Source organism: Acidovorax sp. BL-A-41-H1 (assembly GCF_051942715.1).
Genome location: NZ_JBPVJQ010000003.1, coordinates 73,474 through 85,138, shown reverse-complemented (window position 1 = coordinate 85,138; position 11,665 = coordinate 73,474). Strand labels below are relative to the sequence as shown.

12 protein-coding genes are annotated in these 11,665 nt (G+C 67.9%); 8 read left to right on the top strand and 4 right to left on the bottom strand.

From position 1 onward, the window contains the following. Positions 1-88: 88 nt before the first annotated feature. Positions 89-1,021 carry an N-acetyl-gamma-glutamyl-phosphate reductase gene (gene argC / locus ACTPOI_RS01580; RefSeq protein WP_440105744.1) on the top strand — a complete coding sequence of 311 codons (933 nt, stop codon included), beginning with the start codon at positions 89-91 and terminating at the stop codon, positions 1,019-1,021. 209 nt (positions 1,022-1,230) lie between these two features. Beyond that, entirely contained in the window at positions 1,231-1,812 is a 582-nt protein-coding gene (locus ACTPOI_RS01575; RefSeq protein WP_440105742.1) for a hypothetical protein, read from the top strand. 104 nt (positions 1,813-1,916) lie between these two features. Here ACTPOI_RS01575 and recX read toward each other — a convergent pair whose 3' ends face one another. Together recX and recA are read right to left on the bottom strand one after the other, a co-directional pair. After that, positions 1,917-2,384 carry a recombination regulator RecX gene (recX, locus tag ACTPOI_RS01570; protein WP_440105740.1) on the bottom strand — a complete coding sequence of 156 codons (468 nt, stop codon included), beginning with the start codon at positions 2,382-2,384 and terminating at the stop codon, positions 1,917-1,919. Between the two features lie 196 nt (positions 2,385-2,580). Continuing rightward, positions 2,581-3,651 (bottom strand): recombinase RecA, encoded by a 1,071-nt coding sequence (recA, locus tag ACTPOI_RS01565; RefSeq protein ID WP_440105738.1) that lies wholly within the window; start codon positions 3,649-3,651, stop codon positions 2,581-2,583. Between the two features lie 142 nt (positions 3,652-3,793). Here recA and ACTPOI_RS01560 point away from each other — a divergent pair, with 142 nt between their 5' ends. Further along, positions 3,794-4,303 carry a MarR family winged helix-turn-helix transcriptional regulator gene (locus ACTPOI_RS01560; protein WP_440105737.1) on the top strand — a complete coding sequence of 170 codons (510 nt, stop codon included), beginning with the start codon at positions 3,794-3,796 and terminating at the stop codon, positions 4,301-4,303. 37 nt (positions 4,304-4,340) lie between these two features. On the opposite strand, the gene ACTPOI_RS01555 is transcribed toward ACTPOI_RS01560, so the two are convergent. Then, positions 4,341-5,291, bottom strand: a complete 951-nt coding sequence (locus tag ACTPOI_RS01555; RefSeq protein ID WP_440105735.1) for a LysR substrate-binding domain-containing protein — start codon at positions 5,289-5,291, stop codon at positions 4,341-4,343. Positions 5,292-5,399: 108 nt separating this feature from the next. Here ACTPOI_RS01555 and ACTPOI_RS01550 point away from each other — a divergent pair, with 108 nt between their 5' ends. The 5 genes from ACTPOI_RS01550 to ACTPOI_RS01530 all read left to right on the top strand — a co-directional run bounded on the left by ACTPOI_RS01550 (position 5,400) and on the right by ACTPOI_RS01530 (position 10,912). Beyond that, on the top strand, positions 5,400-6,365 hold the full coding sequence (locus ACTPOI_RS01550; RefSeq protein WP_440105733.1) for a tripartite tricarboxylate transporter substrate binding protein BugE: 966 nt from the start codon (positions 5,400-5,402) through the stop codon (positions 6,363-6,365). Positions 6,366-6,487: 122 nt separating this feature from the next. Continuing rightward, positions 6,488-7,408, top strand: coding sequence for an N-formylglutamate amidohydrolase (locus ACTPOI_RS01545; RefSeq protein ID WP_440105731.1), 921 nt, complete (start codon positions 6,488-6,490; stop codon positions 7,406-7,408). Between the two features lie 120 nt (positions 7,409-7,528). Next, positions 7,529-8,203 (top strand): response regulator, encoded by a 675-nt coding sequence (locus tag ACTPOI_RS01540; RefSeq protein ID WP_069104086.1) that lies wholly within the window; start codon positions 7,529-7,531, stop codon positions 8,201-8,203. A 94-nt stretch (positions 8,204-8,297) separates the two neighbouring features. After that, positions 8,298-9,749, top strand: coding sequence for a sensor histidine kinase N-terminal domain-containing protein (locus ACTPOI_RS01535; RefSeq protein WP_440105729.1), 1,452 nt, complete (start codon positions 8,298-8,300; stop codon positions 9,747-9,749). Between the two features lie 125 nt (positions 9,750-9,874). Then, positions 9,875-10,912, top strand: a complete 1,038-nt coding sequence (locus ACTPOI_RS01530) for an MBL fold metallo-hydrolase (RefSeq protein ID WP_440105727.1) — start codon at positions 9,875-9,877, stop codon at positions 10,910-10,912. 19 nt (positions 10,913-10,931) lie between these two features. Here ACTPOI_RS01530 and ACTPOI_RS01525 read toward each other — a convergent pair whose 3' ends face one another. Beyond that, a complete protein-coding gene (locus ACTPOI_RS01525) occupies positions 10,932-11,660 on the bottom strand; it encodes an SPOR domain-containing protein (protein WP_440105725.1) in 729 nt (242 codons plus the stop codon). Positions 11,661-11,665: the final 5 nt, after the last annotated feature.

The window sequence follows — 11,665 nt, the reverse complement described above, 5'->3', positions numbered from 1 at the left end:
TGCGCTGTCTGCCAGGGGCTGGCGGTGTACGCACCTTTGACGACCCGGTAGCCCACGCTGGCGCCACTTTTTTCGCAGGAGCACTTCCATGTCCAGAGTTTTCATCGATGGCGAAGCCGGCACCACGGGCCTGCAGATCCGTGAGCGCCTGCAGACCATGCCGCACATCGAGCTGGTCAGCATTGCGCCCGAGTTGCGCAAGGACCCGGCCGCCAAGCGCGACCTGATGGCGGGCGTGGATCTGGTCATCCTGTGCCTGCACGACGATGCGGCGCGCGAGACCGTGGCGATGGTGGACGAGATCGAGCGCACTATGGGCCGCAAGGTCAAGGTGATCGACGCCAGCACCGCCCACCGCACGGCCGATGGCTGGGTGTACGGGTTTCCGGAGCTGGCAGCGTCGCAGACGCAAGCCGTGCGCGAAGCCGGCCGCGTCTCCAACCCCGGCTGCTATGCCACGGGGGCCATTGCCATCCTGCGCCCGCTGGTCGATGCAGGACTGATCCCCGCTGACTATCCGTTGAGCCTGCCTTCGGTGTCGGGCTACTCGGGCGGCGGCCGCACGATGATCGAAGCGTACGAGGCGGGCACCGCAGCGCCTTACGAAGCCTACGCGCTGGGCCTGGCACACAAGCACATTCCCGAGATCCTGCGTTACACCGGGCTCACGCGCCGCCCCGTGTTCATTCCGGCGGTGGGCAACTTCCGCCAGGGCATGCTGGTGCAGTTGCCGCTGCACCTCGACCTGCTGCCCGGCGCGCCCAAGGCCAGCGACCTGCACGACGCGCTGGCCGGCCACTACAGCCGCACCAACACGCCCGAGCAGTGGGTGAGCGTGCTGCCGCCCACGGATGATCTGAAGCTGGCCGCCGACACGCTGACCGACACCAACAAGCTGGAGTTGCGCGTGTTTGCCAACGAGCAATACCGGCAGGCGGTGGTGATTGCGCGCCTGGACAATCTGGGCAAGGGCGCCAGCGGCGCTGCGGTGCAGAACCTGCAGCTGATGCTGGGTCACTGATCGCGCACTGATCGCGCACTGATCGCGCACTGGCTGCGCGCTGACCGCGGCCAGGCTGCAGTTGCTTGCTGCGGTGATTTCGGTTGGGGAAATGCGCTTTTGCAACGAAGGCGCGCAGTGCATTGCCTGCATACGCGGGCTTGTCTGACAGCGTGCATGTGTGCTGCTGCGTAACGTGGGCTTCCACCTTATCCAGCGCGAGGCATGCCATGAACACCACTTCCCGCCCGCAGGGCACGCCGGGGGCGCAGGCCACCGGCACCACCGCCCGGCCGAGCCCATCCCCGTCCACGAGCGGCCGCGAGAACAGCGGGCTCATGTTTTTCTTTATCGGTGCGGCAGCCGTGGCATTGCTGCTCGTGCTGGGCTTCAACATGCTGGGGCCTGAGGGCGCAGCCCGCACCGGCGTGGGGGACGGCCCGGCCCAGTCACCTGCGGGTGCGACCACCGGCGGCCCCGACCCCGGAATCACCAGGCGCGACACCGGCGGGATCTCCGGGCACGCTGCCGGCACCCGCCCCGCGGGGGCTACCACCGGCGGCGCGGCCGGTGCGGGCGGCACGACCACTGCCGTGGTCCCATCTGCTGCAGACACACCGACCGCCCCCGGGCGAGAAGCCGTGGGTGCGCCAGTGGGCGGTGCACCGCAGGCAACGCCCGGCGTCGGCTCGGGCGCTTCGGGCGGGACGAGTACAGGCAACCCGGCTGCCACAGGCGCTCGCCCTGTACCCCCGGGTGTGTCGCCTGACGCACCGGCAGCCTTGCCGGCTGCACCGCCTGCTTCGCGCTGACGCTAATGAGCGAGGTACGTGGACGCGAGTGAGGTGACGTGAGTGAGGCGGGCGCGCGGTGCGCGTGCCGATGCCATCAGCACGCACTGCAAGCCGGTTGTGCATCACGCTTCGCTGGCTCCGTCGTGCGGAACCTCCCCGCGAAGCACCCGGTGGATGACTTCTCCCGAGAAGCCCCGCGTCAGCAAAAACCGGCCTTGCCGCCCGCGTTCTTTGGCATCACCGGGCAAGGCATCAAACCGGCGGGTCCACAGCGCATGGGCGCGTGCAAACTCGCTGTCGTGCAGGCCTGCCACGGCCTGTTGCACCAGGTCGGGCGCCACGCCTTTGGCCTGCAGTTCCTGACGGATACGGGCAGCGCCCAGGCGACTGGCGCGCCGGTGCACGGTGGACTCGACCACCCGCGCTTCGCTGATGAAGTCCTTGGCTTGGAGGTCATCCAGCACAGCATCCAGGTCTTCACCTTCCTGCACATGCCGCGCGAGCTTGCGCCGCAGCTCATCGCGTGAATGCTCGCGCTGGCTGAGCAGCCGCAGGGCGCGGCCTTTGAGTGACAGTGCTGCGAAACCCATGGCGTGAATTGTGCTATATAAATAATAGCTACACAGGCAATTGATTCAAGCGCTACAAGCCTTTTTGGCATTAAAAAGGCTGTTACGAGGCCCTGGGCTGCTTGCGCCATGTTGTGCGCTGGTCTGCGCTCGCTGGCGTATAGCGCAAGGCCCGGTTTCCCGGGCCCTGCTTTCCTGCAACTGCCGTGCTTTGGGCTTAGGCCTCGTCGCCGGCACCAGCTGCCGCCAGCGCTGGCGGCAGCAGCGAGATACCCAGGCTCTCCCGCACCTTGTTCTCGATCTCGCGCGCCAGGTCGGAGTTCTCGCGCAGGAATTCGCGGGCGTTGTCGCGGCCCTGGCCGATCTTTTCGCCGTTGTACGCGTACCAGGCACCGCTCTTTTCCACGATCTTGGCCGTCACGCCCATGTCGATGATCTCGCCCTCGCGGCTGATGCCTTCGCCGAACAGGATGTCGAACTCGGCCGTCTTGAAGGGCGGGCTCACCTTGTTCTTGACCACCTTGACCTTGGTTTCGTTGCCGATGGCTTCGTCGCCCTTCTTGATGGTGCCGGTGCGGCGGATATCGAGGCGCACCGAGGCGTAGAACTTGAGCGCGTTGCCGCCAGTGGTGGTTTCGGGGCTGCCGAACATCACGCCGATCTTCATGCGGATCTGGTTGATGAAGATGACCATGCAGTTGGTCTTCTTGATCGTGGCCGTGAGCTTGCGCAGGGCCTGGCTCATCAGGCGGGCCTGCAGGCCGGGCAGTGCGTCGCCCATTTCGCCTTCAATTTCAGCCTTGGGCGTGAGCGCGGCCACCGAGTCGACCACGATCAGGTCCACGGCGCCCGAGCGCACCAGACTGTCCACGATTTCAAGGGCCTGTTCGCCGGTGTCGGGCTGGCTGATCAGCAGGTCGGACAGCTGCACACCCAGTTTCTGGGCGTACTGCACATCCAGCGCGTGCTCGGCGTCCACAAAGGCGCAGGTGCCGCCCAGCTTTTGCATCTCGGCAATCACCTGCAGGGTCAGCGTGGTCTTGCCCGACGATTCCGGGCCGTAGATTTCAACCACCCGGCCGCGCGGCAGGCCGCCCACGCCCAGCGCGATATCGAGGCCCAGCGAGCCCGTGGAAACGACCTGGATGTCCTCGATCACTTCGCCTTCACCCAGCCGCATGATCGTGCCCTTGCCGAACTGCTTTTCGATCTGGGCCAGCGCAGCCGCCAGGGCCTTGGCCTTTTCGGTGTTGACCGGCAGAGCGGGGTTGGTGCCTTTGACGTCCATGAAAAACTCCTTGAATAGCAACAGGTTGGAAGGCTTCCATGGCTCTGCGGTTAATCACAGGCTGGATGCGTGAACAGTAGTTTATGCGAGCCGTTGAAATTACAGTAGCGCAAATTTAGTCAGTTTGATTGACAATATCCGGATGGCGTTTTCTTCCTTTCACGACGCTGCCACGGCCCAGGATGCCGGCTGGCGCCAGACCCACCTGGGCCGGCTCATGGGCAGCGCGCTGCGCCGCTTTGACGCGCGGGTGCTGCAACTGATGGCCCACAACGTCGAGGTGCCGCTGGCCCTGTCCAACCTGGCCGCGCGCGACCAGGTGTCGGCTGCGCATGTGCACATCACGCGCCACCTGGCCTTGCAGGGCGACCGGCTGACTGACCTGGCCCAGCGCGCCGGGATGACCAAGCAGGCCATGGCCAACCTGGTGGATCAGTGCGAGGCGTGGGGCCTGGTCACGCGCGAGGCCGACCCGCTGGACGCCCGCGCGCGCCGCGTGTGCTTTACCCCGGCTGGGTTGGCGTGGCTCCAGGCGTTCCGAGACGCCGTGGCGCAGGCCGAGGCCGAGTTCCGCGCCGAGGTGGGCGATGACGTGGCCACGGTGGTCAGCATCGGGCTGGAGGCGTATGCCGGTGGCGCGGGCGGGGCCTGATTGAAGGCAGGGGCGGGCGCTGCGCCACTGCGGGTGATCAGCGGGGCGGCGCAGGCAAGGGCGCCGGCTCGGTTGCTGTGCCAGCCGCTTCCAGCAGCCATTGCCGAAAGCACTGCAGCGCATGCAGTTGCGTGCGCCCCTCCGGGTAGCAGAACCAGTAGCCCATGTCGCTGACGTAGCCGCCGCCCATGGCGTGGTCGGCCAGGGGTTCGCGCACCAGGCCGGCGGCGATCTCGTCGTGCACCAGGCAGCGCGGCACCAGTGCCAGGCCCATGCCTGCCATCACCGCGCGGATCATGGTCTGGAACTGGTCGAACTGCGGGCCTGCCAGCGGGTCGACCAGGCCGGGCACGCCGTGCGACTCGCCCCAGCGCAGCCACGCCTCGGGCACTGTCACGTGCCGCATCAGCGCATGCCGCGCCACGTCGCCGGGCGAGGTGATGGCCCAGTCGGCCACGCTGGCGCGCGGGGCGATCAGTGCCACGTCGTTGCCGGTGATGTAGTGCGCGTGGGCGCCGGGCCAGTGGCCGTCGCCAAACAGGATGGAGCAGTCCAGCTCGGGCCGCTCGAAGTCGTAGCTGTGCACATAGGGCACGAAGTGCAAGGTGATCTGCGGGTGCTGCTGCTGGAACAGCGGCAGGCGCGGGATCAGCCACTTGGCGGCAAACGTGGGCAGGCTGGACAGGTGCAGCGCGCCGCCGCCGTCGTTGGTGGTGATGAGCTCCAGCGTCGCAGCCTCCAGCTGCGCCAGCACGGCGCGCACAGCCTTCTCATAGCGCTCGCCGGCGGGGGTCGGCGCCAGGCGCTTGCGGCTGCGCTCGAACAGGACGACGCCCACCCAGTCCTCCAGCTCGCGAACCTGCTTGCTGACGGCACTTTGCGTCAGGTGCAGCGCATCCGCCGCACGCGACACGCTGCCGAACCGCGTGACCGCCGAGAAGGCGCGCAGCAGGTGCAAAGGGGGTGAGAGCCGGCGAAGCGAAGACACGGTACAGGCTGTTGATCATTCCATTCCGGAATGTTATCAGCTCCATCTGTTGCTTGGCGCCCAAGCGGGCCAACCGTAATCTCAGGGCTCCACAAAGGAGACCCTCCCATGCAACGCCGCCACATGCTTTCAGCAATTGCCGCTGTGTCTTTCGCTCCCGGAATGAGTTTTGCGCAAGAAGCCAAGCCCTTGCGCATCATCGTGCCCTTCCCTCCGGGCGGCGCGACCGACATCACCGCCCGCAGCCTGCAGGAGCCGCTGTCGCGCATCCTCAAGCAGCCCGTGGTGCTCGAAAACCGCGGCGGCGCAGGCGGCTCCATCGGCATGGCCGAGGTGGCCCGGGCCCCGGCAGACGGCCTGACCCTGGGCGTGGCCACGCTGTCCACGCACGGCGTCAATCCGGCGGTGTACAACAAACTGCCGTACGACCCCATCAAGGATTTCGTGGGGGTGACCGAAATCGTCAAGGCCCCCGGGGTGCTGGTGGTCAACCCCGCCGTGCTGCCGGTCAAGGACTTTGCCGAGCTGGTCAAGCACCTCAAGGCCAACCCCGGCAAGGTGTCCTACGCCACGCCGGGCAACGGCACCATCGGCCACATGTGGGGCGAGCTGTTCAAGCGCAGCACCGGCACGTCGATGGTGCACATTCCGTACCGCGGCGCAGGCCCGGCCATCAACGATGTGCTGGCGGGGCAGGTGGCGGTGTACTTCGACCAGGTGGCGTCCTCGCTGTCGCACATCAAGTCCGGCAAGCTCAAGGCGCTGGCGGTGTCCTGGCCCGTGCGGCTCGACGTCCTTCCCGATGTGCCAACCTATGCCGCACTGGGCTACAGGCAGGCCAACGAACCCTCGTGGTTCGGTCTGGTGGCTCCGGCGGGGACACCGCGTGCAGAGGTCGACCGCATTCAGCAGGCGGTGGCCCAAGCGCTACGCGAGCCCGCCGTCCGGGATCGCCTTGCAGGTCAGGGGTTGTACCCTTCAGGGACGGCCTCCAGGGACTTCACCGCACAGATTGCCCACGAAATCGACAAAATGAAGGGCGTCGCTGCCTACGCCAAGGTCGTACTCGACTGAACGCACACCGGGCCCAGGGGGCCCGGCGGCCATAGCCGGGAAAGACCGCTGCAGTGATAACCATGGTCTTTGCCCGGTCTGGGCGGCCAGGCCAGCCGCCCCACTTTGCGCACACTCTGCCTATGCATGCCGCCCTGAAACTGATCCATCACCACTTCCAGCAAGCCCAGCCAGGCGCCACCGGTTCGCCCGGGCCCGCCTCCGCCAGCGTGACCGCCGTGCCTGGCACCACCGCCCTGGTGCTCGACTCCCCCCACAGCGGCACGCACTACCCGGCCGACTTCAACGCCGCCTGCGCACTGGCCACGCTGCGGCGCGCCGAAGACACCCACGTCGAAAAGATCTACGCCTTTGCCCCCGCGCTGGGCGTGGCGTGGGTCGAGGCGCACTTTCCGCGCATCTACCTCGATGCCAACCGCGACACGACCGAGCTGGATGTCACCCTGCTAGATGCACCCTGGCCCGACCCGGTTTCCACCGACCCGGCGGTACTCAGCAAGGTACGCCTGGGCAAGGGCCTGATCTGGAAGCTGACCGACGAGGGCGAGCCCATTTACAACCGGCAGCTTTCGGTGGCAGAGGTGCGCCATCGCATCGACCATTGCTGGCGCCCCTACCACGCCGCCGTGCAGCAGGCCATCGAGGCAGCACACGCCCGGCATGGCTACAGCATTCACATCAACTGCCACTCCATGCCCGCGGTGGCCGGGCGCTTTGCCACCGACTTCCCGGGCCTGGAACATGCCGACTTTGTGGTGGGCGACCGCGACGGCACCACCGCCAACCCGGCGCTGTCGGCCCTGGTGTGCGAGCAGCTGCGCGCGTGTGGCTACAGCGTGGCCTACAACCACCCGTACAAGGGCGTCGAGCTGGTGCGCCGCTACAGCAACCCGGCGCAGCACCGCCACAGCATCCAGCTGGAGATCAACCGCAAGCTCTACATGGACGAGCGCACGCTGGCCCAGCTCCCCGAAGGCATGACGCGACTGCAGGCGGACCTCAAGGCCCTCGCGCAGACGCTGCTGGCCACCGACCCGCGCTGAAGCGCTGCGCCCGCGGCACCAGCGGGCACCGGGTTCGCCGCACAGCCCTGCGCGGCGCCCTAAAATCACCGGGCGGAAAGGCCATGCACCATGGCCGCACAACACACCGGAGACAACCGCATGCGCATCCTCATTGCCGAAGACGACCAGGTGCTGGCCGATGGTCTGCTGCGCACCCTGCGCACCTCGGGCGCCGTGGTGGACCACGTGGCCAGCGGCACCGAGGCCGATGCCGCGCTGCTGACCAACAACGAATTCGACCTGCTGATCCTCGACCTGGGCCTGCCGCGCATGCATGGCCTGGAAGTGCTCAAGAAGCTGCGCAGCCGCGGCTCGGCGCTGCCGGTGCTCATCCTGACTGCGGCCGACAGCGTGGAAGAGCGCGTGAAGGGCCTGGACTTCGGCGCCGACGACTATATGGCCAAGCCCTTCAGCCTGCAGGAGCTGGAAGCCCGCGTGCGGGCGCTCACGCGCCGCGGCATGGGCGGCACCAGCAGCGTCATCAAGCACGGCCCGCTGGTGTACGACCAGACCGGCCGCGTGGCCACCATCGACGGCAAGATGATCGAGCTGTCGGCCCGCGAACTGGGCCTGCTGGAGGTGCTGCTGCAGCGCGCCGGCCGCCTGGTGAGCAAGGAGCAGCTGGTGGAGCGCCTGTGCGAGTGGGGCGAAGAGGTGAGCAACAACGCCATCGAGGTGTACATCCACCGCCTGCGCAAGAAGATCGAGGGCGGGCCCATCCGCATCGCCACCGTGCGCGGGCTGGGCTACTGCCTGGAAAAGATCCCGGGCTGACCGGGAATCGTTTGCTATATAAATAATAGCTACAGGTGCAATCAAATAATGCACTTGCGGCACATTTGATCTCAAAACACCTGCGGCGGCCGCCTTGAAGATCTTTCTGCGAGAGCAGCGCTCCCTGTTTGGCGAGATCCTCGACTGGATGCTCACGCCGCTGCTGCTGCTGTGGCCTGTGAGCCTCGCGCTGACCTGGCTGGTGGCGCAGGGCCTGGCCAACAAGCCGTTTGACCGCGCGCTGGAGTACAACGCCCACGCACTGGCGCAGCTGGTGAGCGTGGCCAACGGCAGGGCGCAATTCAACCTGCCCCAGCCCGCCAGCGAGATCCTGCGCGCCGACGATTCCGACATCGTGTACTACCAGGTGGTCGGCCCCGGCGGCGAGTTCCTGTCGGGCGAGCGCGACCTGCCCGAGCCCCCCGGCGACGAAATCCCCCACCCCGGCGAGGTGCGCCTGCGCGATGCCGAGATGCGCGGCATCGAGATCCGCGTGGCCTACGTGTGGGTGCGCATGCCCGCCGAAGAGGCGCCCATGGTGCTGGTGCAGGTGGCCGAAACGCGCGAAAAGCGCAGCGTGCTGGCCACCGAAATCATCAAGGGCGTGATGCTGCCGCAGTTCGTCATCTTGCCGCTGGCCGTGCTGCTGGTGTGGCTGGCGCTGGCCCGCGGCATCCAGCCGCTCAACCAGCTGGAGCAGCGCATCCGCGCCCGCAACCCCGACGACCTCTCGCCGCTGGACGACCGCACCGTGCCGCTGGAGGTGGCGCCGCTGGTGGCGTCCGTCAACGACCTGCTCAAGCGCCTGAATGACTCGCTCGCCACACAAAAGCGCTTTCTGGCCGATGCCGCACACCAGCTCAAGACCCCGCTGGCCGGCCTGCGTATGCAGGCCGACCTGGCCCAGCGCGAAGGCACCAGCACCGAGGAGCTCAAGCGTTCGCTGCAGCAGATCGGGCGCTCCAGCATCCGCGCCACGCACACCGTCAACCAGCTGCTGGCGCTGGCCCGGGCCGAGGGCAGCGGCGTGGGCATTGCGCGCCAGCCCTGCGACCTGGCACGCCTGGTGATCGAGGTGGTGCGCGACTCGGTGCCGCGCGCGCTCGACAAGCACATCGACCTGGGCTACGACGGGGCCGAGCCCGGCTCGCCTGGTGTGCTGCTGGACGGCAACCCCACGCTGCTCAAGGAGCTGGTGCGCAACCTGCTCGACAACGCCATCAACTACACGCCGTCCACCCCCGGCAAGCCGGGCGTGGTCACGGCCCGCGTGTTGGCCGACACCTTTGGTCATGTCTTGCTGCTGCAGGTGGAAGACTCGGGCCCGGGCGTGCCCGAGTCCGAACGCGAGCTGGTGTTCCAGCCGTTTTACCGGGCCCTGGGCAGCGAGGCCGACGGCTCGGGCCTGGGCCTGCCCATCGTGCTCGAGATTGCGCGCAAGCATGGCGCCGAGGTGTTGCTGGAAGACGCCCGGCCCGGCCAGCACCCGCCCGGCGCCCGGTTCAGCGTACGTTTTGAAGCGCGCGACGTACCTGCGCGCAACTGAACTCGCCACATCGGTGTGACGGCTGCTGCTGCCGCACCTGCGTGCAGGCGAACGTATCCGCGACAGGCGCCGGGGGTCACGCACCTGCGGCATGATGCCTTGCCCTAGCCACCTGACCTGCGCCCATGTCCCCACCCGCCCGCCGCTTTGCCAACAGCCACCCCGGCGTGGTCATTGGCAATTTCCCCTGGTACGAAATGGTGTGGCGCTCGCTGCGGGGCGACTTCAAGCCGCTGCAGCCGCCCGCTGGTGGCTATGAGGCCTTTGCCCGTGCCTGGAGCACACCGGTGGACCATGCGCGGCTGGCGCAGCGCCCGCAGTCGCCGGTGGTGACCTGGCTGGGCCACGTGTCCATCCTGCTGCAGGTGGGTGGCCTCAATGTGCTGATGGACCCGACGCTTGCGACCCACGCGGGCCCGCTGGGCCGCTTTGGCGCCCCGCGCCGCGTGCCCGCACCGCTGCAACCCGAGGCGCTGCCCCCTATCGACGTGGTACTGATCTCGCACAACCACTACGACCACCTGTGCTACGCCACGCTGCGCCGCTTGCAGCAGGCCGGGCAGACGCCCCACTTCGTGGTGCCGCAAGGCCTGGGCGGGTGGTTCACCCAGCGCGGCTTTGGCCCCGTGACCGAGCTTCACTGGTGGGAGCATGCCGACCTTGCCCCTGGGCTGCGCGTGCATTTCACGCCCGCACAGCACTGGAGCCGCCGCACGCCGTGGGACACGAACGCATCGCTGTGGGGCGGCTTTCTGATCGAATGGGCAAGGGCGGGCCACGCCGCCGAGGGTGCCACGCCATGGCGATTTCTGTTCCCGGGCGACACGGGTTACAGCGAAGACTTCAAGGCCATCCGTCAGCGGCTCGGGGTTGTGGACTTTCTGGCCCTGCCCATCGGTGCCTACCTGCCGCGCGATTTCATGAAGCCCATGCATGTGAATCCGGCCGATGCCGTGCAGCTGATGCAGGACGTGGGCGCCGCCCAGGCCATGGGCGTGCACTGGGGCACCTTCATGCTCACGCAAGAGGCCTTCGACCATCCGCCGCGCGACCTGGCAGCGGCGCTGGCGCAGCGCGGGCTGCCCGCAGACACCGTCTGGCTGATGCGCCACGGCGAGACGCGGGCCATCGACCCATCCTGTGCACGGGCATCCGTGGGCTGAGAGGCCCGCGCGGCAAGCCTCAGGCGCAGGTGCGCAGCGTCTTGCCGGCCATGGCGGTGCGCAGGGTATCCAGCCGCGCGCGCAACGCGTCGTTCACGCTGGGCAGGCGCAGCGTGAAGCCTGGCGAATCGGGGCGTTCCTGGATGACGCGGGCGGTGCGCACGCCGCGGGTGTTCAGGCTGGCCAGCTCGCGCTCGGCGGCGTCCTTGGTGGAAAAGCGCCCGAGCGAGAGGCCGAACTCCAGCGTGCCACCCGCGCGGTCGTGGTCCACCTTGCGCGCGCGCAGTTCGGCGCGCTTGCGGTCCAGGGTTTCGATGTCTTCAAACCGGCCCATGTAGACCATCCAGCGCCCGGGGATGGGCGTGGGGTCCATCACCCAGCTGCCGGCGGGCAGGCCGGCAGCGGCGGCGGTGCGCAGCGCTTCGGCCTGGCGATCGTCAAACACGCCGGCCTGCAGGCACTCGGCCGTATCTGCTGCGGCCACGGCGGCGGCGTCCGCGGGTGCGGGGGCTGCCGATTGCGATCCGGCTGCAGCGGGCTGCGCCGCGGCAGGTGCGGGCGGCGGAGCAGATGGCTTGCTCGGATTCACGCGCAGGATCTGCAGGGTTTCCGGGCGGATCTGCTGGTTCATGCGCTGGGGCTCGGACTGCTCCTCGGGCGCCAGGCCAAACTGGCCCAGAAAGCCTTGCGTCCATGCGTAGTAGCCCGCATTGGCCAGCAGCAGGGCGGCAACGGCCAGCCTCAGCATGCGGC

What these genes read in the sequence shown, in the direction of transcription:
- argC (WP_440105744.1), top strand. Translation starts at nt 89, where the DNA reads ATGTCCAGAGTTTTCATCGATGGCGAAGCCGGCACCACGGGCCTGCAG.
- ACTPOI_RS01575 (WP_440105742.1), top strand. Translation starts at nt 1,231, where the DNA reads ATGAACACCACTTCCCGCCCGCAGGGCACGCCGGGGGCGCAGGCCACC.
- recX (WP_440105740.1), bottom strand. Translation starts at nt 2,384, where the DNA reads ATGGGTTTCGCAGCACTGTCACTCAAAGGCCGCGCCCTGCGGCTGCTC.
- recA (WP_440105738.1), bottom strand. Translation starts at nt 3,651, where the DNA reads ATGGACGTCAAAGGCACCAACCCCGCTCTGCCGGTCAACACCGAAAAG.
- ACTPOI_RS01560 (WP_440105737.1), top strand. Translation starts at nt 3,794, where the DNA reads ATGGCGTTTTCTTCCTTTCACGACGCTGCCACGGCCCAGGATGCCGGC.
- ACTPOI_RS01550 (WP_440105733.1), top strand. Translation starts at nt 5,400, where the DNA reads ATGCAACGCCGCCACATGCTTTCAGCAATTGCCGCTGTGTCTTTCGCT.
- ACTPOI_RS01545 (WP_440105731.1), top strand. Translation starts at nt 6,488, where the DNA reads ATGCATGCCGCCCTGAAACTGATCCATCACCACTTCCAGCAAGCCCAG.
- ACTPOI_RS01540 (WP_069104086.1), top strand. Translation starts at nt 7,529, where the DNA reads ATGCGCATCCTCATTGCCGAAGACGACCAGGTGCTGGCCGATGGTCTG.
- ACTPOI_RS01530 (WP_440105727.1), top strand. Translation starts at nt 9,875, where the DNA reads ATGTCCCCACCCGCCCGCCGCTTTGCCAACAGCCACCCCGGCGTGGTC.
- ACTPOI_RS01525 (WP_440105725.1), bottom strand. Translation starts at nt 11,660, where the DNA reads ATGCTGAGGCTGGCCGTTGCCGCCCTGCTGCTGGCCAATGCGGGCTAC.